A 22,267-nucleotide genomic window follows, 5' to 3' on the forward strand; every position below is an offset into this window, starting at 1 on the left:
CTCTTCCTTTCTGTTCCGGGTTACCAGACGTACGCGAGGACTTCGCCGCCCACGCCCTTCTTCGCGGCCTGCTTGTCGGTCAGCAGCCCGGAAGAGGTGGACAGGATGGCGATGCCCAGGCCGCCCAGGACCTTGGGGAGGTTGGTGGACTTGGCGTAGACGCGCAGGCCCGGCTTGGAGATGCGCCGGACGCCCGCGATGGAGCGCTCCCGGTTGGGGCCGAACTTCAGGGAGAGCGTGAGGGTCTTGCCGACCTCCGCCGCCTCCTCCTTGTAGTCCGCGATGTAGCCCTCGGCCTTGAGGATGTCCGCAACGCGAGCCTTGAGCTTCGAGTACGGCATGCTCACGGAGTCGTGGTAGGCGGAGTTGGCGTTGCGCAGACGCGTCAGCATGTCCGCGACAGGATCTGTCATTGTCATTTTGGGGGCACGTGCCCTTCCTCGTCCCGGTTTCCGCACCTGGCGGCGCCCGTGGGCGCCCGGCCGGACCTGGAACGTAGCGAGATTAGTTGGTCTTGAAGGGGAAGCCGAGCGCCTTCAGCAGCGCGCGGCCCTCGTCGTCGGTCTTCGCGGTGGTGACCACCGTGATGTCCATGCCGCGGACCCGGTCGATGCGGTCCTGGTCGATCTCGTGGAACATGGACTGCTCGGTGAGGCCGAAGGTGTAGTTGCCGTTGCCGTCGAACTGGCGGTCGGACAGACCGCGGAAGTCGCGGATGCGCGGCAGGGCCAGGGTCACCAGGCGGTCGAGGAACTCCCACATGCGGTCGCCGCGCAGCGTGGTGTGCGCGCCGATCGGCATGCCCTCGCGGAGCTTGAACTGCGCGATGGACTTCTTCGCCCGGGTCACGAGCGGCTTCTGGCCCGTGATGGCGGTGAGGTCGCGGACGGCGCCGTCGATGAGCTTCGAGTCCTTCGCGGCGTCACCGACACCCATGTTCACGACGACCTTGACGACGCGCGGGATCTCCATGACGTTGCCGTAGCCGAACTGCTCCTGCAGCGCGGGCACGACGGTCTCCTGGTACTTGTCCTTGAAGCGCGGGGACACGCTGATCTCGGTGGTTTCGGTCATCACAGGTCCTTGCCGGTGCTCTTGGAGACGCGGACGCGGACGGTCTTCTGGCGTCCGTCGCGCTCCACGGTCTCGGTGCGGTGGCCGACGCGGGTCGGCTTGTTGGTCTCCGGGTCCACGAGCGCCACGTTGGACACGTGGATCGGCGCCTCGACCTTGTCGATGCCGCCGGCTTCGCCCTGCATGGAGGCCTTGCGGTGGCGGGTGATCACGTTGATGCCCTCCACGACCACGCGGGAGGTCTCGGGGATCACGCGCAGGACCTTGCCCTGCTTGCCCTTGTTGTCCCTGCTGCCGGAGATGACCTGCACCAGGTCGCCGGTCTTGATCTTGAACTTCGCCATGGTCAGAGCACCTCCGGGGCCAGCGAGATGATCTTCATGAACTTCTTGTCGCGCAGCTCACGGCCCACGGGGCCGAAGATGCGGGTACCACGGGGGTCACCGTCGTTCTTCAGGATCACTGCGGCGTTCTCGTCGAACTTGATGTAGGAGCCGTCCGGACGACGGCGCTCCTTCTTGGTACGGACGATCACGGCCTTGACCACGTCGCCCTTCTTCACGTTCCCGCCGGGGATCGCGTCCTTGACGGTGGCGACGATGATGTCGCCGATGCCTGCGTAGCGACGTCCGGATCCACCGAGAACACGGATGGTGAGGATTTCCTTCGCACCCGTGTTGTCGGCGACCTTCAGTCGCGACTCCTGCTGAATCACTGATTACTCCTGTCGTCACGCCGGTTCCAACACCGATCGAGAGCACGGTGCGGGCCTTGCGGAACAGCTTGTCGGATGATGTGCCCTCCCCCGGCGCGCACGCCGGACCGGGCCCAGCCCTCCATGCCAGGAGCATCTGAACCCGCCACCAGGTGGCACGGGGGCGCCCTGCACGCGGTCATTATGCGCTGGCACGAAGAGCTGTGGATTGCACGGACAGAGATTTCCGCCCATACAAGCTCACCAGCCTAGCACAGGCGGGGCGCCGTCCGTGCGGGCGGTGAACGGGCGACGGCCCGCCCCCTCGAGGAGGGGGCGGGCCGTCGGGGCCGTGCCCGGCTCTAGCGAGCTCGGGTCACTTGGCCTTCTCGAGGATCTCCACGATCCGCCACCGCTTGGTCGCGGACAGCGGGCGGGTCTCGGAGATCAGGACGAGGTCGCCGACGCCGGCGGCGTTCTGCTCGTCGTGGGCCTTGACCTTCGAGGAGCGGCGCATGACCTTGCCGTACAGCGAGTGCTTGACGTTGTCCTGCAGCTGCACCACGACGGTCTTGTCCATCTTGTCGGAGACCACGTAGCCACGACGGCTCTTGCGGTCACCGCGCTCGTCGGCCTGATCGGCCTCGTTGTTGATCTGCTCGGTCACTTGGCGTCCTCCTCGGAGGTGGTCTCGGCGGTGGTCTCGGCGGAGCCCGCCTGGGGCCGGATGCCGAGCTCGCGCTCGCGCAGCACCGTGTAGATGCGCGCGATGTCGCGCTTGACGGCCTTGAGGCGGCCGTTGTTCTCGAGCTGACCGGTTGCGGACTGGAAGCGGAGGTTGAACAGCTCCTCCTTGGCCTTGCGCAGCGCCTCACCCAGAGAGTCCTTGTCGAGGGCCGCGAGGTTCTCGATGCTCAGATCCTTGGATCCAACAGCCATTCTCATTCACCACCTTCGCGACGCACGATGCGTGCCTTCATCGGGAGCTTGTGGATCGCCAGGCGCAGGGCCTCGCGGGCGACCTCTTCGGAGACACCGGAGAGCTCGAACATCACGCGCCCGGGCTTGACGTTGGCGACCCACCATTCGGGGGAGCCCTTGCCGGAGCCCATGCGGGTCTCGGCGGGCTTCTTGGTCAGGGGGCGGTCCGGGTAGATGTTGATCCAGACCTTGCCGCCACGCTTGATGTGGCGGGTCATGGCGATACGGGCGGCCTCGATCTGACGGTTCGTCACGTAGGCCGGCGTGAGCGCCTGGATGCCCCACTCGCCGAAGGCGACAGTGGTGCCGCCCTTGGCAGCGCCCGACCGCTTCGGGTGGTGCTGCTTGCGGAACTTCACACGACGTGGGATGAGCATTTACTTACCACCCTCTGCGTTGGTCGCTCCCGCGGCCGGAGCCGGGGAGGCGGCGGAGTCGTTGCGCTCACGGCGTCCGCCACGGTCGTTACGGTCGGGACGACGACGGTCGCCGCCGCCGCCTCCGCGACGCTCGCCCGGACCGCCGCGACGGTCACGGTCGCCGCCGCGGCCGCGCGAGGGAGCGGCGGCCTGCTGGGCCGCCAGTTCCTTGGCGGTGAGGTCGCCCTTGTAGATCCAGACCTTCACGCCGATGCGGCCGAAGGTGGTCTTGGCCTCGAAGAAGCCGTAGTCGATGTTCGCGCGCAGGGTGTGCAGGGGCACACGGCCTTCGCGGTAGAACTCCGAGCGGCTCATCTCGGCGCCGCCGAGGCGGCCGGCGCACTGGATGCGGATGCCCTTCGCGCCGGCGCGCTGCGCCGACTGGATGGCCTTCTTCATGGCGCGGCGGAAGGCCACGCGGGAGGCGAGCTGCTCGGCGACACCCTGGGCGACCAGCTGGGCGTCCACCTCGGGGTTCTTGACCTCGAGGATGTTCAGCTGGATCTGCTTGCCGGTGAGCTTCTCGAGCTCGCCGCGGATGCGGTCGGCCTCGGCGCCGCGGCGGCCGATGACGATGCCGGGGCGGGCGGTGTGGATGTCCACGCGCACGCGGTCCCGGGTCCGCTCGATCTCGACCTTGGAGATGCCGGCCCGCTCCATGCCCGTGGACATGAGCTTGCGGATCTTGATGTCCTCGCGGACGTAGTCCTTGTAGCGCTGGCCCTCCTTGGTGGAGTCCGCGTACCAGTGCGACACGTGGTCGGTGGTGATGCCCAGCCGGAACCCGTGCGGGTTGATCTTCTGTCCCACTTAGCGGACCTCCTCGCTGTCAGGGCTCGCCACGATCACGGTGATGTGGCTCGTGCGCTTGTTGATGCGGTAGGCGCGGCCCTGGGCCCGCGGCTGGAACCGCTTCATGGTCGGACCCTCGTCGACGAAGGCCTCGCTCACGACGAGCTCCTCCTCCTTGAACGGCAGGCCGTCGCGGTCGGCCAGCTGGCGCGCGTTGGCGACCGCCGACTGGAGGACCTTGAACACCGGTTCCGAAGCACCCTGGGGGGCGAACTTCAGAATCGCCAGAGCCTCATTCGCCTGTTGGCCACGAATCAGGTTGACGACGCGCCGGGCCTTCATAGGCGTCACGCGGATGTAGCGCGCAGATGCCTTGGCTTCCATTGCTTTCCTTCTCTCGTCTTCTCGAAGTGCTCACGCTGCGGGATCCCGGAGGATCAGCGGCGCTTGCCCTTCTTGTCGTCCTTCACATGGCCGCGGAAGGTCCGCGTGGGGGCGAACTCGCCGAGCTTGTGCCCGACCATCGACTCGGTGATGAACACGGGGATGTGCTTGCGTCCGTCGTGCACGGCGATCGTGTGCCCGAGCATGTCGGGGACGATCATCGAGCGGCGGGACCACGTCTTGATGACGTTCTTGGTGCCCTTGTCGTTCTCCTTGGCGACCTTCAGGAAAAGGTGCTGATCGACGAAAGGGCCCTTCTTCAGGCTGCGTGGCATGTGTCAGGCTCCTTAGCGCTTGTTCTTGCCGGTGCGACGACGGCGGACGATGAGCTTGTCGCTCTCCTTGTTGGGGCGGCGGGTGCGGCCCTCGGGCTTGCCGTTCGGGTTGACCGGGTGACGGCCACCGGAGGTCTTGCCCTCGCCACCACCGTGCGGGTGGTCGACGGGGTTCATGACCACACCGCGGACGGTCGGGCGGACGCCCTTCCAGCGGTTGCGGCCGGCCTTGCCCCAGTTGATGTTCGACTGCTCGGCGTTGCCGACCTCGCCGACCGTCGCGCGGCAGCGCACGTCGACGTTGCGGATCTCGCCGGAGGGCAGCCGGAGCTGGCCGTACTTGCCCTCCTTGGCGACGAGCTGCACCGACGCGCCGGCGGAGCGGGCGAGCTTGGCGCCGCCGCCCGGACGGAGCTCGACGGCGTGGATCACGGTGCCGACGGGGATGTTGCGCAGCGGCAGGTTGTTGCCGGGCTTGATGTCGGCGCCGGGGCCCGACTCGACGACGTCGCCCTGGGACAGCTTGTTCGGCGCGATGATGTAGCGCTTGGAGCCGTCCACGAAGTGCAGCAGCGCGATGCGCGCCGTGCGGTTCGGGTCGTACTCGATGTGCGCGACCTTGGCGTCGACGCCGTCCTTGTCGTGGCGACGGAAGTCGATGACGCGGTACTGGCGCTTGTGCCCGCCACCCTTGTGCCGGGTGGTGATGCGGCCGGTGTTGTTCCGCCCGCCCTTCTTGGGCAGCGGCCGGACCAGCGACTTCTCGGGGGTCGTGCGCGTGATTTCTGCGAAGTCGGCAACGGAGGAGCCGCGACGGCCCGGGGTTGTCGGCTTGTGCTTACGGATAGCCATGTGTCAGTTCCTCGTTAAAGTGGTCTCCGCTCAGGCGAGCGGACCGCCGAAGATGTCGATGGTGCCTTCCTTGAGGGTCACAACGGCACGCTTGGTGCCCTTGCGCTGACCCCAGCCGAAGCGCGTGCGCTTCCGCTTCCCGGCACGGTTGATGGTGTTCACGGACTCGACCTTGACGCCGAAGATCTGCTCGACGGCGTACTTGATCTGGGTCTTGTTCGAGTCGGGCGCCACGAAGAACGTGTAGCGGCCCTCGTCGATGAGCCCGTAGGACTTCTCGGAGACGACCGGCGCGATGATGACGTCCCGGGGGTCCTTGATGGTGGTCGCGCTCACTTGGCGTCCTCCTGCTTCTTCTTGCTGGCGGCCGCCACGAAGGACTCGAACGCGTCCTTGGTGAAGACCACGTCGTCGGAGACCAGCACGTCGTACGTGTTGAGCTGGTCCGCGTAGAGGGTGTGCACGTCGTCGAGGTTGCGCACCGACAGCGCGGCCACGTCGTCCGAGCGGTGCAGGACGACCAGCAGGTTCTTGCGGTCGGAGAGCCCGCGCAGCGTCGCCTGGGCGGCCTTCGTGTTGGGGACGGTGCCCTCGACGAGTGCCTCCACGACGTGGATGCGGTTGTTGCGCGCCCGGTCCGAGAGGGCTCCGCGCAGGGCGGCGGCCTTCATCTTCTTGGGGGTGCGCTGGCTGTAGTCGCGCGGGGTCGGGCCGTGCACCACGCCGCCGCCGGTCATGTGCGGAGCGCGGATCGAGCCCTGGCGCGCGCGGCCGGTGCCCTTCTGCTTGAAGGGCTTGCGGCCGGCGCCGGAGACCTCGGCGCGGTTCTTGGTCTTGTGCGTGCCCTGGCGGGCCGCGGCCAGCTGAGCGACGACGACCTGGTGCAGCAGGGGCACGTTGGTCTGGACGTCGAAGATCTCGGCGGGCAGGTCGACGTTGACGGTCTGAGTTGCCATGGTCTGATCAGGCTCCCTTCACTGCGGTGCGGACGAGGACGACCGAACCCTTGGGGCCCGGCAGGGCGCCCTTGATGAGCAGCAGGGAGTTCTCGGCGTCCACGGCGTGAACGGTGAGGTTCTGCGTCGTGTGACGGACGGCGCCCATGCGGCCCGCCATGCGCATGCCCTTGAACACGCGAGCGGGGTAGGACGCGCCGCCGATGGATCCCGGCTTGCGGTGGTTCTTGTGGGCACCGTGGGAGGCGCCGACGCCGGAGAAGCCGTGACGCTTCATCACACCGGCCGTGCCCTTGCCCTTGGTCTTGCCGATCACGTCGACCTTCTGGCCGGCCTCGAAGAGCTCGACGGAGAGCTCCTGGCCCAGCTCGTAGGTGTCGGCGTCGGCCGTGCGCAGCTCCACGACGTGGCGGCGCGGCGTGACGCCGGCCTTCTCGAAGTGGCCGGCCAGCGGCTGGGTGACCTTGCGGGGGTCGATCGCACCGAACCCGATCTGGACGGCCGAGTAGCCGTCACGGTCCTGGTTGCGCAGCTGGGTCACGACGTTGGAGTCCGCCTTGACGACGGTCACCGGCACGAACTTCCCGTTCTCGTCCCAGACCTGGGTCATGCCGAGCTTCGTGCCCAGCAGGCCCTTCACCTGGCGTTCGAAAGTGGTAGTCATTGGGATGCGATCCTCTTTACAGCTTGATTTCGATGTTCACGTCAGCCGGCAGGTCGAGGCGCATGAGCGAGTCGACGGCCTTCGGCGTGGGGTCGATGATGTCGATCAGCCGCTTGTGCGTGCGCATCTCGAAGTGCTCACGGCTGTCCTTGTACTTGTGCGGCGAGCGGATGACGCAGTACACGTTCTTCTCCGTGGGCAGCGGCACGGGGCCGACCACCGTGGCGCCTGCGCGCGTCACCGTCTCAACGATCTTCCGGGCCGAGACGTCGATGACCTCGTGGTCATAAGACTTCAGCCGGATGCGGATTTTCTGTCCCGCCATGGCGTCGTGACTCTCTTTCTTGAACGATCTTCCCTGTGACGGAGCCGAGGGCTCCTTGTGCATGGCGCCACCTGGTGGGCGCCCCTCCACGCAGACTGAATCCGGAAGGATCCGGGTTCCTCACCCTGCTGGAGCTCCGACCCCCGAACTCGGGCGTGTCGTCCCGTGCTGGCACGGGCGCACACCGATTCCGTTTCTCGGGGCGGGCTGTATGTGGTCCGTGCGTGGCAGCTTCCAGGAGCTGCTGACCCCGGTTCTGCTTCGGAACCCGATGGTGTCCTGGGGTCTGCCGGTTCGAACCGTTGGGAGCACGCGTCGGCGCTTGAACAACGTCCTCCATCCTGCCAGAGATGGCAGACCGGTGCAAACGCACGGCCGGGGGCAGGCCGTGCGCAACCGTGCCGGAACCGTGAGCCGACCGCGACCGGCGCCGGCACCCGCGGTCGTATCCTGGCCTCGTCCGCACCCCGACGTCCCAGGAGATGGGTCCCATGCTGTCCACCGCGAGACTGGTCGCGATCGTCCCCGTCCGGGAGCTCGACCGCGCCCGCCGGTTCTACCAGGAGACGCTGGGGCTCTCCCCCGCCCACGCCCCCGAGCCGGACAGCGTCCTGTTCAGCGAGGACGGGCACACCGGCCTGCAGCTGCTGCTGCGCCCGGACGCGCCGGCGTCCGGGCTGACGCAGGTCAGCTTCGAGGTCCCCGACGTCGAGGCCGCGGTCCGGGAGCTCGAGGGCCGGGGCGTGCGCTTCGAGGACTACGACCTGCCCGGCCTGCGCACCGTCGGCCACGTCCTCACCGCCGACGGGATGCGCGCGGCGTGGTTCACCGACTCCGAGGGCAACATCCTGTGCCTGCACCAGCTCACTGGCTGAACCCCGTCGTGGTTGCCCCGGAACGCACGGAACCCCCCGCCGCTGCAGGAGCGACGGGGGGTTCTGCGCAGATCGGCAGTCCGGGGACTACTTGATGATCTTGGTGACGCGGCCGGAGCCCACGGTGCGGCCACCCTCACGGATGGCGAAGCCGAGGCCCTCCTCCATGGCGATCGGCTGGATCAGCGCGACCGTCATCTCGGTGTTGTCGCCGGGCATGACCATCTCGGTGCCCTCGGGCAGCGTGATGACGCCGGTGACGTCGGTGGTCCGGAAGTAGAACTGCGGACGGTAGTTCGAGTAGAACGGGTTGTGACGCCCGCCCTCCTCCTTGGAGAGGATGTAGACGTTGGCCTCGAAGTCGGTGTGCGGGGTGATGGAACCCGGCTTGCACACGACCTGGCCGCGCTCGACGTCGTCACGCTTGAGACCGCGCAGCAGCAGGCCGCAGTTCTCGCCCGCCATGGCCTCGTCCATCTGCTTGTGGAACATCTCGATGCCGGTGACCGTGGTCTTCTGGACCGGACGGATGCCGACGATCTCGACCTCGGAGTTGATCGGCAGCGTGCCGCGCTCGGCACGGCCGGTCACCACGGTGCCGCGACCGGTGATGGTGAAGACGTCCTCGATGGGCATGAGGAACGGCTTGTCCATCTCACGGATGGGGTCGGGCACGTTCTCGTCGACGGCCTCCATGAGCTCCTCGACCTTGGCGACCCACTCGGGGTCGCCCTCGAGGGCCTTCAGCGCCGAGACGCGGACGACCGGCGCGTTGTCGCCGTCGAAGCCCTGGTCGGAGAGGAGCTCGCGCACCTCCATCTCGACGAGGTCCAGCAGCTCCTCGTCGTCGACCATGTCGGACTTGTTCAGGGCCACCAGCAGGTAGGGCACGCCCACCTGGCGGGCGAGCAGCACGTGCTCGCGGGTCTGGGCCATGGGGCCGTCCGTGGCGGCGACCACGAGGATGGCGCCGTCCATCTGCGCCGCACCGGTGATCATGTTCTTGACGTAGTCCGCGTGACCCGGGGCGTCGACGTGCGCGTAGTGGCGCTTCTCCGTCTGGTACTCGATGTGCGCGATGTTGATGGTGATGCCGCGCTGCTTCTCCTCCGGAGCGGAGTCGATGGCACCGAAGTCGCGCTGCTCGTTCAGGTCCGGGTACTTGTCGGCCAGGACCTTGGAGATGGCAGCCGTGAGCGTCGTCTTGCCGTGGTCGACGTGGCCGATGGTGCCGATGTTGACGTGCGGCTTGGTGCGCTCGAACTTGGCCTTCGCCATGGTTGTTCCTCCTAGAACATTTGTCGAAACTTGCTCAGCACTACCCCACCGCGTGTTTCCGGGGGGAGCTTGAGGCGCTCAGCAGTACTGAAACCTCTGCAAGTCTACTTTGGCTGTGCGTGATTGATGAAATTCCCGGCCGGGGCCGAGGGGTGGTGCCTACTCGCCGCGGTTCTTCTGGACGATCTCCTCGGCGACGGCCTTGGGGACCTCCGAGTAGCTGTCGAACCGCATCGAGTACACGGCGCGGCCCTGGGTCTTGGACCGGAGGTCGCCGATGTAGCCGAACATCTCGGACAGCGGGACGAGGGCGTTGACCAGCTTGATGCCGCTCACGTCCTCCATCGACTGGATCTGGCCGCGGCGGGAGTTCAGGTCGCCGATGACCTCGCCCATGTACTCCTCGGGGGTGCGCACCTCGACCGCCATGAGCGGCTCGAGGAGGACGGGCTGCGCCTTGCGGGCACCCTCCTTGAACACCATCGAGCCGGCGATCTTGAACGCCATCTCGGAGGAGTCGACGTCGTGGTAGGCGCCGTCGAGCAGAGTGGCCTTGACGCCCACGACCGGGTACCCGGCGAGGACGCCGAGACGCATGGCGTCCTGGATGCCGGCGTCCACGGAGGGGATGTACTCGCGCGGGACGCGGCCGCCGGTGACCTTGTTGTCGAACTCGTAGAGCTCCTCGGCGTCCAGCGGGATCGGCTCGAACGCCATCTGCACCTTGGCGAACTGGCCGGAGCCGCCGGTCTGCTTCTTGTGCGTGTAGTCGATCTTCTCGACGGCCTTCTTGATCGTCTCGCGGTAGGCCACCTGCGGCTTGCCGACGTTCGCCTCGACCTTGAACTCGCGCTTCATGCGGTCCACCAGGATGTCCAGGTGGAGCTCGCCCATGCCGCCGATCTCGGTCTGGCCGGTCTCCTCGTTGAGGGACACCGTGAACGTGGGGTCCTCGGCGGAGAGCTTCTGGATCGCGATGGAGAGCTTCTCCTGGTCGCCCTTGGTCTTCGGCTCGATGGCCACCGAGATGACCGGGGCCGGGAAGGACATGGACTCGAGCACGATCGGCTTCTGCAGGTCGCACAGGGTGTCGCCCGTGGTGGTGTCCTTGAGCCCGATCGCGGCGTAGATGTGCCCGGCCTGGACGGTGTCGACCGGGTTCTCCTTGTTGGAGTGCATCTGGAACAGCTTGCCGATGCGCTCCTTCTTGCCCTTGGTGGAGTTGAGCACCTGGTCGCCGTTGGACGCCTTGCCGGAGTACACGCGGATGTAGGTGAGCTGCCCGTAGAACGGGTGGTTGGCCACCTTGAAGGCGAGCGCGGAGAACGGCGCGGTCGAGTCGACCGGGCGGGAGAGGATCTCCTCCTCGTTGTTCAGCGCGTGGCCCTCGACGTTCGGGACGTCCAGCGGGGACGGCAGGAAGTCGATGACGGCGTCGAGCATCGGCTGCACGCCGCGGTTCTTGAACGCGGAGCCGCACAGCACGGGGTACGCCTGCGAGGTGATGGTGAGCTTCCGGATGCCGGCCTTGAGCTCCTCGAGGGTGAGCTCCTCGCCGCCCAGGTACTTCTCCATGAGCTCGTCGTCGGCCTCGGCGACCGACTCCACCAGCTGGTTGCGGTACTCCTCGGCCCGCTCCTGCAGGTCGGCGGGGATCTCCTCGATCTCGTACTTGGCGCCGAGGGAGACGTCGCCCTTGGAGTCGCCCGGCCAGACGAAGGCCTTCATGGTGAGCAGGTCGACCACGCCGGTGAACTCGGACTCGGAGCCGATCGGCAGCTGCATGACCAGCGGCTTCGCGCCGAGGCGGTTGATGATGGTGTCGACGGTGAAGTAGAAGTCGGCGCCCAGCTTGTCCATCTTGTTGACGAAGCAGATGCGGGGGACGTCGTACTTGTCGGCCTGGCGCCAGACCGTCTCCGACTGGGGCTCGACGCCCTCCTTGCCGTCGAAGACCGCCACGGCGCCGTCGAGCACGCGCAGGGAGCGCTCGACCTCGACCGTGAAGTCCACGTGGCCCGGGGTGTCGATGATGTTGATCTGGTTGTCGTGCCAGTAGCAGGTCGTCGCGGCGGACGTGATCGTGATGCCGCGCTCCTGCTCCTGCGCCATCCAGTCCATGGTGGAGGCACCATCGTGGGTCTCGCCGATCTTGTGGGAGATACCGGTGTAGAACAGGATGCGTTCGGTGGTGGTGGTCTTCCCGGCATCGATGTGCGCCATGATGCCGATGTTGCGGACCTTCTTGAGGTCGGTAAGCACGTCAAGTGCCACGGTGGTTCCCTTTCGGAGATGGTGCCGGCGGCCTGTCGGCCCGGGTGGGGCCGACAGGCCTGGAAGATTCTACCAGCGGTAGTGGGCGAAGGCCTTGTTGGACTCCGCCATCTTGTGGGTGTCCTCCCGGCGCTTCACGGCGGCACCGAGACCGTTGGACGCGTCCAGGATCTCGTTCTGCAGACGCTCGGTCATGGTGTTCTCACGGCGGATCTTCGAGTAGCCGACGAGCCAGCGCAGGGACAGCGCCTGGGCGCGGCCCGGCTTGACCTCGACGGGCACCTGGTAGGTGGCGCCGCCGACGCGGCGGGACTTCACCTCGAGGGCCGGCTTGACGTTCTCCAGGGCCTTCTTGAGGGTGGCGACGGGGTCGGCACCGGACTTGGCGCGGACACCCTCGAGGGCACCGTAGACGATGCGCTCGGCGGTGGACTTCTTGCCGTCCTGGAGGACCTTGTTGATCAGCTGCGTGACGACCGGGGAGCTGTAGACCGGGTCGACGACGAGCGGGCGCTTGGGAGCGGGACCCTTACGAGGCATTACTTCTTCTCCTTCTTGGCGCCGTAACGGGAACGGGCCTGCTGGCGGCCCTTGACACCCTGGGTGTCGAGCGCGCCGCGGACGATCTTGTAGCGGACACCGGGGAGGTCCTTCACGCGACCGCCGCGGACGAGCACGATGGAGTGCTCCTGCAGGTTGTGGCCCTCACCGGGGATGTAGGCCGTGACCTCCACGCCGCCGTTGAGCTTCACGCGGGCGACCTTGCGCAGCGCGGAGTTCGGCTTCTTGGGGGTGGTGGTGTAGACGCGGGTGCACACGCCGCGCTTCATGGGGCTGCCCTTGAGTGCGGGCGCCTTGGTCTTGACGACCTTCGGGGTCCGGCCCTTGCGGACCAGCTGCTGGATTGTAGGCACAGTGTCTCCTGATCGGACGGGACGCGTCAGCGGCCCGCTGGGTGTTCGGCTCCCCCGCGACCGGCCGGGGCCGGGAGCGGGTGCGGCGCCTGTCGTGGGCCCGGCGGGCGGGCACCACGGTCGCCACGCCGAAGGTAGCTGGGCAGACGAAAAGGATGGCATTTCGGTACACAACGCGTACCGGAGGACCGAGTCCGTTCTGCCATGATTTCTTCGGCCTCCAGGGGCGCGGGCGCCGAGGGATGACCGTTCAATTCCTCGACAGCCTATCAGACCCCGGCCGGGGCGGGGAAGCGGGGCCGGGCCGGCCCGCTCAGCGCCCGGTCGCGGCGAGGTCGGCGGAGATCCTCCGGGCGCACTCGAGCAGGGGCGGCACGACGTCGTCCACGGGGTCACCGGCGCTGGCGCCGGGCATCCCCACGCGCATGGAGACGTTCACGGCCGCGACCACGCGCCCGGTGCCGTCGGTGACGGGGGCGGCGACCGAGCGCAGCCCGACCTCGAGCTCCTGGTCGACGAGCGCCCAGCCCTGGGCGCGGACCCGGCGCAGGTCGGCCTCGAGGGCCGCGCGGTCGGTGAGGGTGTGCTCGGTCAGGCGCTCGATCCGCGCCGTGCGGAAGTACTCGTCGAGCTCCTCCGGGTCCAGCCCGGCCAGCAGCACCCGGCCCATGGACGTGGCGTGGGCGGGGAACCGGGTGCCCACGGCGATCGCCACGGTCATGATCCGGTGCGTGGAGACGCGGGCGACGTAGACGATGTCGGCGCCGTCCAGCACCGAGGCGGACGTGGACTCCTCGACCTGCGCCGAGAGGGTCTCGAGGTGCGGGGCGGCCAGGGCGGGCAGCGGCTGCGAGGAGAGGTAGGAGTAGCCGAGCTGGAGGACCACGGGGGTGAGCTCGAAGAGCCGCCCGTCGGTCCGGACGTAGCCCAGCTCCTCGAGCGTGAGCAGGAACCGGCGCGCGGTGGCGCGGGTCAGCCCGGTGCGCCGGGCCACGTCGCTGAGGGTCATCCGGGGGTGCCGGGCGTCGAAGGCCGTGATCACGCCGAGCCCGCGCGCCAGGGACTGCACGAACTGTCCGGGGGTGCCCCGCTCCCCCGCCGGGACGGTCGGGTCCTGCTCGGTCATCGGTGGCCTCCTGCGGGCCTCGTCCGGGGTGCGGCGACCGGTGCCGGCCCGCCGCGCCCCGTGAGCGGTGCTGGGCTCAGCGGGCGGGCCGCAGCGGGACGTCGACGATTTGCTGAAGCTCCTCGAAGCTCGTGCCGAAGGTCTCGCGCACCGTCACGCCGTCCTCCTCGAGGAGGAACACGGCCTGGTCGGTGTAGATCCGGGAGACGCAGCCGACGCCGGTGAGCGGCATGGTGCACTGCTCCACGAGCTTGGACCGGCCCTTCTTGGTCAGCAGGGACATCATCACGAAGGTCATCTTCGCACCCGTGGCCAGGTCCATGGCCCCGCCCACGGCGGGGATCGCGTCCGGGCTGCCGGTGTGCCAGTTGGCGAGGTTGCCCGTCCGGTCCACCTGAAAGGCGCCGAGCACGCAGTAGTCCAGGTGCCCGCCGCGCATCATGGCGAAGGAGTCCGCGTGGTGGAAGTAGGAGCAGCCCGGCGTCTCGACCACGGGGATCTTGCCGGCGTTGATGAGGTCGGCGTCGACCTCGTCGCCGTGGGCCTCGGGGCCCATGCCGAGCATCCCGTTCTCGGTGTGCAGGGTGACGTCGTCCTCGGCGCTCAGGTAGTTGGAGACCAGGGTGGGCTGGCCGATGCCGAGGTTGACGTAGGAGCCGGCGGGGATGTCGCGGGCCACCACGCGCGCCAGCTCCTCCGGGGCGAGGGGCGTCTCGGAGGTCCTGGGCACGGTGTCCACGGTGTTCTCGCTCATCTCAGATGTCCTCTCGGGGGTCGGTCTGGGCGGGTGCGTCGATCCGCACGACGGTGTCCACGTAGATGCCGGGGGTCACGACGGCCTCGGGGTCCAGCCCGCCGCGCTCCACGACCTCCGCGACCTGCACGATGGAGGTGGCGGCGGCGGCGGCCATGATCGGGCCGAAGTTGCGGGCCGTCTTGCGGTAGACGAGGTTGCCGGCCCGGTCGGCGACGTGCGCCTTGGTCAGCGAGAAGTCGGCCTTGATGGGGTGCTCGAGCACGTAGTGGCGGCCGTCGATCTCGCGGACCTCCTTGCCCTCCGCGAGCAGGGTGCCGTAGCCGGTGGGGGTGAAGAACCCCCCGATGCCGGCGCCGGCGGCGCGGATCCGCTCGGCGAGGTTGCCCTGGGGGACGACCTCGAGCTCGATCTGCCCGGCGCGGTACTTCTCGTCGAAGTGCCAGGAGTCGGACTGGCGCGGGAAGGAGCAGATGATCCTCCGCACACGGCCGAGCTGGATCAGCCGGGCCAGGCCCACGTCGCCGTTGCCGGCGTTGTTGTTCACGACCGTCAGGTCGGTGGCTCCGTGCTCGATGAGCGCGTCGATCAGCTCGACGGGCTGGCCGGCCACGCCGAAGCCGCCGATCATGACGACGGCGCCGTCGTGGATCGGGGCCACGGCCTGCGCGCAGCTCTCTGCGATGTTCAGCATGCGTTGTGCCTTCCTTCGGTGGTCTTCTCCGCCCGGGTCCCGCACGGGTCTCAGGCGTTCTGGTTCTCGAGCACGACGGCGAGGCCCTGGCCCACGCCGATGCAGATGGCCGCCACGCCCCAGCGGGCCCCGGAGGCCCGCAGGGACTTCGCGAGCGTGCCGAGGATGCGGGTGCCCGACGCCCCGAGGGGGTGGCCGATGGCGATGGCGCCGCCGTGCGGGTTGACGATCGCGGGGTCGATCCCCCACGCGTCGACGCAGGCGAGGGACTGGGCCGCGAAGGCCTCGTTGAGCTCGACGGCGGCGACGTCGTCCCACGTGATCCCGGCGCGGCGCAGCGCCAGGTTCGCGGCCTCGACCGGGGCGAAGCCGAAGAACTGCGGCTCGTTGGCCGCGGCGGCCCGCCCGGCGATGCGGGCGAGAGGCTGCAGGCCGGTCAGCTCGGCGGCCCGCTCGGAGCCCAGCAGCGCCGCGGAGGCGCCGTCGTTGAGGGGCGAGGCGTTGCCGGCGGTGACGGTGCCGCCCTGGTCCGCGGGGCGGAAGACGGTCTTGAGCCCGCCAAGCTTCTCGACCGTCGAGGACGCGCGGACGGACTCGTCCCGGGTCAGCTCGGTGCCGGGGACCGGGACGGTGAGGTCGTCGTAGAAGCCCTCGTCCCACGCCTGCTGGGTGAGCTGGTGGGAGCGGAACGCGAACTCGTCCATCCGCTCGCGGGTGATGCCGTGGCGCTCGGCGAGCTGCTCGGTGGCCTCGCCCAGGGACACGGTCCACTCCGGGTTCATCCTCGGGTTCACGAGGCGCCAGCCCAGCGTGGTGGAGGCGAGGGTCAGGTCGCCGGCCGGATAGGGCTTCTCCGTCTTCGGGAGCACCCAGGGGGCCCGGCTCATGGACTCCACGCCGCCGACGAGCATCAGGTCGGCCTCGCCCGCGTTGATCTGCCGGGACGCGATGATCGCGGCGTCCAGGGACGACCCGCACAGGCGGTTGACGGTGGTGCCGGGGAGCTCGACGGGCAGGCCGGCCAGCAGCGTGCCCATGCGGGCGACGTTGCGGTTCTCCTCGCCGGCGCCGTTGGCGTTGCCGAGGATCACCTCGTCGATCGCGGCGGGGTCCAGCGCGGACGCGCGCCGGACCTGCTCGCCGATCACCAGGGCGGCCAGGTCGTCGGGGCGCACGCCCGCCAGGGCGCCGCCGAAGCGGCCGAAGGGGGTCCGCACGGCGTCGTAGATGTAGGCCTCGGTCATGGTGTTCCTCACTTGCGTCGTTGCACGTCGGTCACGGGGTGCCGGAATGGGGTGGTCGGAGGGCCGGCAGGTCAGGGGGCCGGGGGCGCCGCGGAGTCCTCGGCGTCGAGGGCGTCGAGGACCTGCTTGGCGTGCTTGAAGGCGTTGTTGGCGGAGGGCACGGAGAGGTAGATCGCCGACTGGAGCAGGATCTCCTTGATCTCGTCCCGCTCCAGGCCGTTGCGCAGGGCGGCGCGCACGTGCATCTCGAACTCCTCCCAGTGCCCGGCGGCGATCAGCGCGGTCAGGGTCACGGCGCTGCGCATCCGCCGGTCCAGTCCCGGCCGGGTCCAGATCTCGCCCCACGCGTAGCGGGAGATGAAGTCCTGGAACTCGGCGGTGAAGGCGTCCTTGCCGGCCTCGGCGCGGTCCACGTGGGCGTCGGAGAGCACCTCGCGGCGCACGGCCATGCCGTCCGCGTGGGCCTCCTGCTCGGTGCGCCGGGGGTTGCCGCTCATGCTCGTGCTCCTTCGTGGTGGGGTGGGTGGGCGCCGATGTGCTCGTCCAGCAGGCGTGCCACGTCCTGCGGGGCCTCGGCGGGCACGAGGTGGCCCGCGCCCTCGACGACCACGAGGCGGCCGCCGGTCGCCCCGGCCAGCTCCGCCACGGCGTCGGGCGGCGTGGCGGCGTCCTGCGCGCCGACCACGACGAGCACGGGGACGTCGACGGCGCCGAGGCGCCCGGTCGCGTCGAAGCCGGCGAGGGCCTCGCAGGCCCGGGCGTAGGAGAACCGGTCCGCGTCCTGGAGGGCGTGCAGCAGCCCGGTGGTCGTGACCGCGTCCCGCTCGATGAAGCCCGGGGCGAACCACCGCTGCGCGGAGCCGACGATCTGGGTGGGGGTGCCGGCGGCGGCCACGAGCCGGGCGCGCTCGGACCACGCGGCGGGCTCCCCCACCCGGGCGGCGGTGCCCACCAGCACGGCCGCCGCCGGCCGGTGCGGCGCGTCGAGCAGCAGCTGGAGGCCGACGCAGCCGCCGAGGGAGGTGCCCGCGTAGTAGAACGGACCTCCGGTTTCGAGGCCGGCGGCCTCCTGGTACCGGTCCACGGCGTCGAGCACGCCCCGGGCCAGCTCGGCGGTGCCGAACGGCTCGTCGGCGGGCGCGGAGCCGCCGTGGCCGGGGAGGTCCCAGCCGACCACGCGCAGGTCGGCCTCCAGCAGGTGCGCCGCGGCGGACCACAGCGAGGCGGCGGAGGTGCCGAGCCCCGGGCCCAGCACCAGCAGGGGCGCCCGCGGCGACGGGGCCCGACGGGTCGAGAACTCGACGAGGGTGAGGACGGGGACGGTCATGCGGATGCTCCTGGGCTGGTCCGGGTGCTGGACGGACGGTCGTTCGCGGACCGGCGGTGCTGCGCGAGCACGCGGTCGATCAGCAGGTCGTTGGCCCCGAGGTACCCGGCGGGGTCGAGCAGCCCGGCCACGACGTCCCGGTCCACGGGGGTGCCGTCGGCCAGGGCGGTGCCGGCGGCGAGGCCCACGAGGGCGTCGAGCATGCCCGGTCCGTCGGTCGCGTGCTCGCGCACGACCGCCTGCACGCGCTGCCGCCCCGTGGCGCCGTCGGCGGCGGGCGGCAGCAGGGGCGCGAGCTCCGCGCTGATCCGCTCGGCGAGCACGGCGGGACCCGACGCGTCCAGGTTGGCCCGCATCCGGGCGCTCTGCACGGTGAGCCCGGCCGTGAGCTCGGCCGCGTGCGACGACGCCGCGACGGCGAGCCGGGCGAGCTCCCGCAGTGCCGGCCACTCCGTGTGCCAGGCGCCGTCGGGGCGCTCGTCGACGAACTGGGCGGCGGCGACGTGGAGCTGGGCCACGAGCTGCGGCGCCGTCAGGGCGGTGCGCTTGAGCAGCACGGACAGCACCGGGTTCTGCTTCTGCGGCATCGCCGAGGACACGCCGCGCCCTTCGACGGCCGGTTCCCGCAGCTCGCCGAGCTCGGGGCGGGAGAGCAGCAGGACGTCGTTGGCGATCCGGCCGAGGGCCGCGCAGACCGCCGCGAAGGTCTCGCCGGTGCGCAGCACCGGCCGCCTGGTGGCGTGCCACACGTGCGGCGGCAGGCTCAGGCCGAGCTCGTCGGCCCAGCGGCGGGCGAGCTCGAGGGCCTGCTCGGCGGCGTCGGGGGCGCCCGGGAAGAGCGCGAGGCTGCCGGCGAGGGTGCCGGCGGCGCCGCCGCAGGACACCGGGAGCCGGGCGAGCCCGGCGAGGTCCGCCTCGAGGTCCTGCAGCCCGGCCAGCCAGCCGGCCGCCTTGAGCCCGAAGGTGGTGGGCAGCGCGTGCTGGGTCAGGGTGCGGGCGGCCTGGACGGTGCCGCGGTGGGCGTCCGCCAGCCGGGCCAGGGCGTCTGCCGTGTCGGACAGCTGCTCGGCGAGGGGGACGGCGGCGCGCCGGGCCAGCAGCATCATGGCGGTGTCCATGACGTCCTGGCTGGTCAGGCCGCGGTGCACGAAGCGCACGGCGCCGGGGTCGAGCTGCCCCAGCCGGCGCCGGTAGTCGGCGAGGAGCGGGATGACGGGGTTGCCGCCGCCCTCGGCGCGCCGGGCGATGTCCCCGGCGTCGTAGTCGGCGGCGCGGGCGGCCGCACGCGCGGACGCCGCGGCGGCGCGCGGGGCGAGCCCGGCGTCCGCCTGCGCGGCGACCCAGGCGGCCTCGACGTCGAGCAGCGCCTGGAGCACCGCGGTGTCGTCCGTGTGCGCGTCACCCCGGTGGGCTCCGGGGCGGAGCAGCCCGGCGTCGGTCATGCGCGTCCTCCTTCGGTGGTCGTCGGGTCGTCCGTGGCGGGGTGGTGCCGTGCGGGGGCCCCGGGGCGGCCGGGGCCCGCGCACGGAACGGTCACGCCTGGAGGTTCGGGTAGGTGAGGAAGACGGTCTCGCCCTCGCCCTGGAGCCGGAGGTCGAAGCGCAGGGAGCCGTCGGCCTCCCGCTCGGCGACCAGGGTGCGGCGGCGGTCCTCGGGCAGGGAGCGCAGCAGCGGGTCGTTCGCGAGGGCCTCGGTGTCCTCCGGCAGGTAGATGCGGGTGAACAGCCGGTTCGTCACGCCCCGGGCGAAGACGGTCAGCGTGATGAACGGCGCCTTGCCGGGCTCGGTCGGCCCCGGGTCCACGGTGGTGAAGGTGTAGTGGCCCTCGTTGTCGACGGACGCGCGGCCGAAACCGGTGAAGGTGTAGCCGTCGCGCACGAGCGAGCCGGTCGCGGTGGGGACGTCGCCGTTGCCGTCGGCCTGCCAGATCTCGAGCATGGCGTCCGGCACGAGGTCGCCGTGGCCGTCGGTCACCGTGCCGTGCAGGCGCACCGCCTGCGGGTGCCCGAGCGGGACGAGCAGCTCGCCCTTGTCGTAGGGCAGCGCGTAGCCGAAGAACGGCCCGATGGTCTGGCCGGGGGTGGCCGGGAGTGCGGGGGTCGCGGGGGTCTCAGACATTGGAGTCGCCTTCCGTCCAGGTGCGGTTCGAGCCGCTGAGCACGATGTCCCAGGTGTAGCCGAGCAGCCACTCGTGCTCGGACGCCTCGTGGTCGTAGTCGGCCACGAGCCGGCGGCGGGCCTCGGGGTCCACGATCGACTGGAAGATCGGGTCCAGCGCGAACAGCGGGTCCGAGGGGAAGTACATCTGGGTGATCATCCGCTGGGTGAAGTCCGTGCCGAACAGGGAGAAGTGCACGTGCGCGGGCCGCCAGGCGTTGTGGTGGTTCTTCCAGGGGTACGGCCCGGGCTTGATGGTGACGAACTCGTAGGAGCCGTCGTCGCCGGTCAGGCAGCGCCCCACGCCGGTGAAGTTCGGGTCGATGGGGGCCGGGTGCTGGTCCCGCTTGTGGATGTACCGCCCGGCCGCGTTGGCCTGCCAGATCTCCACGAGCTGGCGGCGCACGGGCCGGCCGTCGCCGTCGAGGACCCGGCCGCGGATCTTGATCCGCTCGCCGATGGGCTCCCCGCCCGACTGGATGGTCAGGTCCGACTCGAGCCGGTGCACGTCCCGCTCGCCGAAGGCGGGCGCGTGCAGCTCGATGGTCTCCGGGTCCGCGTGGTGCAGGTCCTTGGTGGGGTGCCGCAGGATCGAGCTGCGGTAGGGCGCGTAGTCCAGCCGCGGCTGCGTCTCGGTGCGGCCGGACGCGCTGTAGTCGGCGCTGATGCCGGCCATCTCGCGGTCGAGGTCGGCCTGCGTGTCCGCCGCGTCGTCGGGGCCCTTCGGGGTGAGGTGCACGAAGGACTCCTCCGGCCCCTGGTCCTGGTCGGTCATGGTTCAGCTCCTTTGTTGCGAGGTGGCTGCCGCACCGGCGGGCGTGGTGCCCGCGGCGAACTCTCCGAGGCTAGCGCATTCGGTGCAGCATTCGCACATGTGTTCACTGTGCGAACTTATTGTGGGGTCACAGTGGGGAGGTCCGGCGGGGCCGGGGGTCAGCGGTCGTCGGGCCAGCCGGTGTAGGACTCCGCGAAGTAGGCGGCGCCGCGCTCGGAACCGGTGACCGCCTTGAACTCGCCGCGCCGGCGCTTCTGGTTGAAGGGGTTCTCCCCCGGCTGGGTGTGCATGAGGTGGGTGGCCCAGTAGGAGAAGTTCTGCGCCTTCCACACCCGCTCCAGCGCCGTGGCCGAGTACCCGGCCAGCCCGGTGCCGTCGCCCGTGCGGAAGAACTCGACGATCGCCGGGGCGAGCACGCGGACGTCGCAGAACGCGAGGTTCAGGCCCTTGGCGCCGGTCGGGGGGACGGTGTGGCCGGCGTCGCCGACGAGGAACAGGTTGCCGTGGCGCAGGGGCTCGCAGACGTAGGAGCGGAACTTCAGCACGGTCTTGTCGAAGATGGGGCCCTCCTGGAGCCGGAGCCCGTCGGGGCCCTCGACCCGGCGCTGGAGCTCGGCCCAGATCCGCTCGTCGCCCCAGTCGTCGACGTCCTCCTCCGGGTCGCACTGGAAGTACATCCGCTGGACGGTCCCGCTGCGCTGGGAGATGAGGGCGAAGCCGTGCTCGGAGTTCGAGTAGATGAGCTCCGGGGCGCTCGGCGGGGCCTCGGCGAGGATGCCGAACCAGGCGAAGGGGTACTCGATGAAGTTGTCGGTGCGCTCCTGCTCCGGGATGGCGCGGCGGCAGATGCTCTGCGAGCCGTCGGCGCCCACGAGGATCTCGCAGCGGATCTCGAAGTCCTCGCCCGCGGCGTCGGTGAAGCGGATGCCGGGCCGGTCGGTGGTCAGGTCGACCACCTCCGTGTCCGTGACGGACCAGCGGACGTCGCCGCCGTCGCGCTCCCGGGCGTCGGCCAGGTCCAGGAACACCTCGTTCTGCGGGTAGAGCCACACAGACTCGCCGACGAGCTCCTTGAAGTCGATCCGGTGGCTCTCCCCCTCGAAGCGCAGCACGGTGCCCTCGTGCTCGTGGCCCTCCGTGAGCACCCGCCCGTCGACGCCGGAGTCGGTCAGCATCCGCACCGTGGGCGCCTCGAGGATGCCCGCCCGGTGGGTGGCGTGGATGGTGTCCTTGTCGCGCTTCTCGACCACGATGCTGTCGATGCCGGCGCGGCCGAGCAGGTGGGCCAGCATCAGCCCGGCGGGGCCGCCGCCCACGATGCCGACCTGCGTGCTGAGAACGGTGCGCTGTGCGCTCATGAGTGCTCCTGGTGA

30 protein-coding genes are annotated in these 22,267 nt (G+C 69.9%); 1 reads left to right on the forward strand and 29 read right to left on the reverse strand.

The features are described from left to right. Nucleotides 1-20 precede the first annotated feature (20 nt). The 15 genes from rpsH to rpsJ all read right to left on the reverse strand — a co-directional run bounded on the left by rpsH (nucleotide 21) and on the right by rpsJ (nucleotide 7,476). Complete coding sequence (gene rpsH, locus ACP7CD_RS02935) at nucleotides 21-419, reverse strand: 30S ribosomal protein S8 (RefSeq protein WP_017833309.1); 399 nt, start codon at nucleotides 417-419, stop codon at nucleotides 21-23. An 85-nt stretch (nucleotides 420-504) separates the two neighbouring features. Next, nucleotides 505-1,074 carry a 50S ribosomal protein L5 gene (gene rplE, locus ACP7CD_RS02940; RefSeq protein WP_017833308.1) on the reverse strand — a complete coding sequence of 190 codons (570 nt, stop codon included), beginning with the start codon at nucleotides 1,072-1,074 and terminating at the stop codon, nucleotides 505-507. Further along, nucleotides 1,074-1,418 carry a 50S ribosomal protein L24 gene (gene rplX, locus ACP7CD_RS02945; protein WP_017833307.1) on the reverse strand — a complete coding sequence of 115 codons (345 nt, stop codon included), beginning with the start codon at nucleotides 1,416-1,418 and terminating at the stop codon, nucleotides 1,074-1,076. Before rplX ends, rplE begins: the two co-directional genes overlap by 1 nt. 2 nt (nucleotides 1,419-1,420) lie before the next feature. Further along, on the reverse strand, nucleotides 1,421-1,789 hold the full coding sequence (rplN, locus tag ACP7CD_RS02950) for a 50S ribosomal protein L14 (RefSeq protein ID WP_017833306.1): 369 nt from the start codon (nucleotides 1,787-1,789) through the stop codon (nucleotides 1,421-1,423). Between the two features lie 355 nt (nucleotides 1,790-2,144). Then, the gene (gene rpsQ / locus ACP7CD_RS02955) at nucleotides 2,145-2,435 is read right to left on the reverse strand and encodes a 30S ribosomal protein S17 (RefSeq protein WP_284563479.1); all 291 of its coding nucleotides are present in this window, start codon (nucleotides 2,433-2,435) and stop codon (nucleotides 2,145-2,147) included. Further along, complete coding sequence (rpmC, locus tag ACP7CD_RS02960; protein ID WP_017833304.1) at nucleotides 2,432-2,707, reverse strand: 50S ribosomal protein L29; 276 nt, start codon at nucleotides 2,705-2,707, stop codon at nucleotides 2,432-2,434. Before rpmC ends, rpsQ begins: the two co-directional genes overlap by 4 nt. A 2-nt stretch (nucleotides 2,708-2,709) precedes the next feature. Next, entirely contained in the window at nucleotides 2,710-3,126 is a 417-nt protein-coding gene (gene rplP / locus ACP7CD_RS02965) for a 50S ribosomal protein L16 (RefSeq protein ID WP_017833303.1), read from the reverse strand. Further along, nucleotides 3,127-3,978: a 30S ribosomal protein S3 gene (gene rpsC / locus ACP7CD_RS02970; RefSeq protein ID WP_017833302.1), complete on the reverse strand. Its 852-nt coding sequence runs from the start codon at nucleotides 3,976-3,978 to the stop codon at nucleotides 3,127-3,129. Beyond that, nucleotides 3,979-4,344, reverse strand: coding sequence for a 50S ribosomal protein L22 (gene rplV / locus ACP7CD_RS02975; protein WP_017833301.1), 366 nt, complete (start codon nucleotides 4,342-4,344; stop codon nucleotides 3,979-3,981). It lies immediately after the preceding gene. Nucleotides 4,345-4,397: 53 nt separating this feature from the next. Beyond that, nucleotides 4,398-4,679: a 30S ribosomal protein S19 gene (gene rpsS, locus ACP7CD_RS02980; RefSeq protein WP_017833300.1), complete on the reverse strand. Its 282-nt coding sequence runs from the start codon at nucleotides 4,677-4,679 to the stop codon at nucleotides 4,398-4,400. Nucleotides 4,680-4,691: 12 nt separating this feature from the next. Then, a complete protein-coding gene (gene rplB, locus ACP7CD_RS02985; RefSeq protein ID WP_017833299.1) occupies nucleotides 4,692-5,531 on the reverse strand; it encodes a 50S ribosomal protein L2 in 840 nt (279 codons plus the stop codon). 30 nt (nucleotides 5,532-5,561) lie between these two features. Further along, entirely contained in the window at nucleotides 5,562-5,867 is a 306-nt protein-coding gene (gene rplW / locus ACP7CD_RS02990) for a 50S ribosomal protein L23 (protein ID WP_017833298.1), read from the reverse strand. Beyond that, nucleotides 5,864-6,487, reverse strand: a complete 624-nt coding sequence (gene rplD, locus ACP7CD_RS02995; RefSeq protein WP_017833297.1) for a 50S ribosomal protein L4 — start codon at nucleotides 6,485-6,487, stop codon at nucleotides 5,864-5,866. Before rplD ends, rplW begins: the two co-directional genes overlap by 4 nt. A 7-nt stretch (nucleotides 6,488-6,494) precedes the next feature. Beyond that, on the reverse strand, nucleotides 6,495-7,151 hold the full coding sequence (rplC, locus tag ACP7CD_RS03000; RefSeq protein ID WP_017833296.1) for a 50S ribosomal protein L3: 657 nt from the start codon (nucleotides 7,149-7,151) through the stop codon (nucleotides 6,495-6,497). A 16-nt stretch (nucleotides 7,152-7,167) separates the two neighbouring features. Further along, on the reverse strand, nucleotides 7,168-7,476 hold the full coding sequence (gene rpsJ, locus ACP7CD_RS03005) for a 30S ribosomal protein S10 (protein WP_003803825.1): 309 nt from the start codon (nucleotides 7,474-7,476) through the stop codon (nucleotides 7,168-7,170). A 491-nt stretch (nucleotides 7,477-7,967) separates the two neighbouring features. Between rpsJ and ACP7CD_RS03010 the strand changes: the two genes are divergently transcribed. Next, the gene (locus ACP7CD_RS03010; protein WP_284563478.1) at nucleotides 7,968-8,351 is read left to right on the forward strand and encodes a VOC family protein; all 384 of its coding nucleotides are present in this window, start codon (nucleotides 7,968-7,970) and stop codon (nucleotides 8,349-8,351) included. 87 nt (nucleotides 8,352-8,438) lie between these two features. On the opposite strand, the gene tuf is transcribed toward ACP7CD_RS03010, so the two are convergent. From tuf to ACP7CD_RS03080, 14 genes are all read right to left on the reverse strand, one after another. Further along, entirely contained in the window at nucleotides 8,439-9,629 is a 1,191-nt protein-coding gene (gene tuf, locus ACP7CD_RS03015; RefSeq protein WP_017833294.1) for an elongation factor Tu, read from the reverse strand. Between the two features lie 159 nt (nucleotides 9,630-9,788). Further along, nucleotides 9,789-11,903: an elongation factor G gene (fusA, locus tag ACP7CD_RS03020; RefSeq protein ID WP_031282946.1), complete on the reverse strand. Its 2,115-nt coding sequence runs from the start codon at nucleotides 11,901-11,903 to the stop codon at nucleotides 9,789-9,791. 69 nt (nucleotides 11,904-11,972) lie between these two features. Then, nucleotides 11,973-12,443 (reverse strand): 30S ribosomal protein S7, encoded by a 471-nt coding sequence (gene rpsG / locus ACP7CD_RS03025; protein WP_017833292.1) that lies wholly within the window; start codon nucleotides 12,441-12,443, stop codon nucleotides 11,973-11,975. Beyond that, nucleotides 12,443-12,817, reverse strand: a complete 375-nt coding sequence (gene rpsL, locus ACP7CD_RS03030) for a 30S ribosomal protein S12 (RefSeq protein ID WP_017833291.1) — start codon at nucleotides 12,815-12,817, stop codon at nucleotides 12,443-12,445. Before rpsL ends, rpsG begins: the two co-directional genes overlap by 1 nt. Before the next feature lie 313 nt (nucleotides 12,818-13,130). Beyond that, a complete protein-coding gene (locus ACP7CD_RS03035; RefSeq protein WP_035924877.1) occupies nucleotides 13,131-13,943 on the reverse strand; it encodes an IclR family transcriptional regulator in 813 nt (270 codons plus the stop codon). A 76-nt stretch (nucleotides 13,944-14,019) separates the two neighbouring features. Beyond that, nucleotides 14,020-14,697 carry a 3-oxoacid CoA-transferase subunit B gene (locus ACP7CD_RS03040; protein WP_095650585.1) on the reverse strand — a complete coding sequence of 226 codons (678 nt, stop codon included), beginning with the start codon at nucleotides 14,695-14,697 and terminating at the stop codon, nucleotides 14,020-14,022. Nucleotide 14,698: 1 nt separating this feature from the next. After that, nucleotides 14,699-15,391, reverse strand: coding sequence for a 3-oxoacid CoA-transferase subunit A (locus ACP7CD_RS03045; RefSeq protein ID WP_035924883.1), 693 nt, complete (start codon nucleotides 15,389-15,391; stop codon nucleotides 14,699-14,701). Between the two features lie 50 nt (nucleotides 15,392-15,441). Beyond that, nucleotides 15,442-16,635, reverse strand: coding sequence for a thiolase family protein (locus ACP7CD_RS03050; protein ID WP_426118798.1), 1,194 nt, complete (start codon nucleotides 16,633-16,635; stop codon nucleotides 15,442-15,444). 71 nt (nucleotides 16,636-16,706) lie between these two features. Continuing rightward, entirely contained in the window at nucleotides 16,707-17,132 is a 426-nt protein-coding gene (gene pcaC / locus ACP7CD_RS03055; RefSeq protein ID WP_035924888.1) for a 4-carboxymuconolactone decarboxylase, read from the reverse strand. Continuing rightward, nucleotides 17,129-17,962: an alpha/beta fold hydrolase gene (locus ACP7CD_RS03060; protein ID WP_426118801.1), complete on the reverse strand. Its 834-nt coding sequence runs from the start codon at nucleotides 17,960-17,962 to the stop codon at nucleotides 17,129-17,131. Before ACP7CD_RS03060 ends, pcaC begins: the two co-directional genes overlap by 4 nt. After that, nucleotides 17,959-19,404 carry a lyase family protein gene (locus tag ACP7CD_RS03065; protein ID WP_284563477.1) on the reverse strand — a complete coding sequence of 482 codons (1,446 nt, stop codon included), beginning with the start codon at nucleotides 19,402-19,404 and terminating at the stop codon, nucleotides 17,959-17,961. The genes ACP7CD_RS03060 and ACP7CD_RS03065 overlap by 4 nt, the downstream gene beginning before the upstream one ends. Before the next feature lie 91 nt (nucleotides 19,405-19,495). Next, nucleotides 19,496-20,080 carry a protocatechuate 3,4-dioxygenase subunit alpha gene (gene pcaG / locus ACP7CD_RS03070; RefSeq protein WP_017833283.1) on the reverse strand — a complete coding sequence of 195 codons (585 nt, stop codon included), beginning with the start codon at nucleotides 20,078-20,080 and terminating at the stop codon, nucleotides 19,496-19,498. Next, entirely contained in the window at nucleotides 20,073-20,894 is an 822-nt protein-coding gene (pcaH, locus tag ACP7CD_RS03075) for a protocatechuate 3,4-dioxygenase subunit beta (protein ID WP_017833282.1), read from the reverse strand. The genes pcaG and pcaH overlap by 8 nt, the downstream gene beginning before the upstream one ends. Nucleotides 20,895-21,052: 158 nt before the next feature. Then, nucleotides 21,053-22,252, reverse strand: a complete 1,200-nt coding sequence (locus tag ACP7CD_RS03080; RefSeq protein ID WP_284563476.1) for a 4-hydroxybenzoate 3-monooxygenase — start codon at nucleotides 22,250-22,252, stop codon at nucleotides 21,053-21,055. Nucleotides 22,253-22,267: the final 15 nt, after the last annotated feature.

The sequence above is a fragment of the Kocuria sp. LHG3120 genome (assembly GCF_049897445.1).
Classification (GTDB): domain Bacteria; phylum Actinomycetota; class Actinomycetes; order Actinomycetales; family Micrococcaceae; genus Kocuria; species Kocuria rosea.

Excerpts from the sequence above, each read along its gene's own strand:
- rpsH (WP_017833309.1), bottom strand. The coding sequence starts at position 419 with ATGACAATGACAGATCCTGTCGCGGACATGCTGACGCGTCTGCGCAAC.
- rplE (WP_017833308.1), bottom strand. The coding sequence starts at position 1,074 with ATGACCGAAACCACCGAGATCAGCGTGTCCCCGCGCTTCAAGGACAAG.
- rplX (WP_017833307.1), bottom strand. The coding sequence starts at position 1,418 with ATGGCGAAGTTCAAGATCAAGACCGGCGACCTGGTGCAGGTCATCTCC.
- rpmC (WP_017833304.1), bottom strand. The coding sequence starts at position 2,707 with ATGGCTGTTGGATCCAAGGATCTGAGCATCGAGAACCTCGCGGCCCTC.
- rplP (WP_017833303.1), bottom strand. The coding sequence starts at position 3,126 with ATGCTCATCCCACGTCGTGTGAAGTTCCGCAAGCAGCACCACCCGAAG.
- rplV (WP_017833301.1), bottom strand. The coding sequence starts at position 4,344 with ATGGAAGCCAAGGCATCTGCGCGCTACATCCGCGTGACGCCTATGAAG.
- rpsS (WP_017833300.1), bottom strand. The coding sequence starts at position 4,679 with ATGCCACGCAGCCTGAAGAAGGGCCCTTTCGTCGATCAGCACCTTTTC.
- rplB (WP_017833299.1), bottom strand. The coding sequence starts at position 5,531 with ATGGCTATCCGTAAGCACAAGCCGACAACCCCGGGCCGTCGCGGCTCC.
- rplD (WP_017833297.1), bottom strand. The coding sequence starts at position 6,487 with ATGGCAACTCAGACCGTCAACGTCGACCTGCCCGCCGAGATCTTCGAC.
- rplC (WP_017833296.1), bottom strand. The coding sequence starts at position 7,151 with ATGACTACCACTTTCGAACGCCAGGTGAAGGGCCTGCTGGGCACGAAG.
- rpsJ (WP_003803825.1), bottom strand. The coding sequence starts at position 7,476 with ATGGCGGGACAGAAAATCCGCATCCGGCTGAAGTCTTATGACCACGAG.
- ACP7CD_RS03010 (WP_284563478.1), top strand. The coding sequence starts at position 7,968 with ATGCTGTCCACCGCGAGACTGGTCGCGATCGTCCCCGTCCGGGAGCTC.
- tuf (WP_017833294.1), bottom strand. The coding sequence starts at position 9,629 with ATGGCGAAGGCCAAGTTCGAGCGCACCAAGCCGCACGTCAACATCGGC.
- rpsG (WP_017833292.1), bottom strand. The coding sequence starts at position 12,443 with ATGCCTCGTAAGGGTCCCGCTCCCAAGCGCCCGCTCGTCGTCGACCCG.
- ACP7CD_RS03035 (WP_035924877.1), bottom strand. The coding sequence starts at position 13,943 with ATGACCGAGCAGGACCCGACCGTCCCGGCGGGGGAGCGGGGCACCCCC.
- ACP7CD_RS03040 (WP_095650585.1), bottom strand. The coding sequence starts at position 14,697 with ATGAGCGAGAACACCGTGGACACCGTGCCCAGGACCTCCGAGACGCCC.
- ACP7CD_RS03045 (WP_035924883.1), bottom strand. The coding sequence starts at position 15,391 with ATGCTGAACATCGCAGAGAGCTGCGCGCAGGCCGTGGCCCCGATCCAC.
- ACP7CD_RS03050 (WP_426118798.1), bottom strand. The coding sequence starts at position 16,635 with ATGACCGAGGCCTACATCTACGACGCCGTGCGGACCCCCTTCGGCCGC.
- pcaC (WP_035924888.1), bottom strand. The coding sequence starts at position 17,132 with ATGAGCGGCAACCCCCGGCGCACCGAGCAGGAGGCCCACGCGGACGGC.
- ACP7CD_RS03060 (WP_426118801.1), bottom strand. The coding sequence starts at position 17,962 with ATGACCGTCCCCGTCCTCACCCTCGTCGAGTTCTCGACCCGTCGGGCC.
- ACP7CD_RS03065 (WP_284563477.1), bottom strand. The coding sequence starts at position 19,404 with ATGACCGACGCCGGGCTGCTCCGCCCCGGAGCCCACCGGGGTGACGCG.
- pcaG (WP_017833283.1), bottom strand. The coding sequence starts at position 20,080 with ATGTCTGAGACCCCCGCGACCCCCGCACTCCCGGCCACCCCCGGCCAG.
- pcaH (WP_017833282.1), bottom strand. The coding sequence starts at position 20,894 with ATGACCGACCAGGACCAGGGGCCGGAGGAGTCCTTCGTGCACCTCACC.
- ACP7CD_RS03080 (WP_284563476.1), bottom strand. The coding sequence starts at position 22,252 with ATGAGCGCACAGCGCACCGTTCTCAGCACGCAGGTCGGCATCGTGGGC.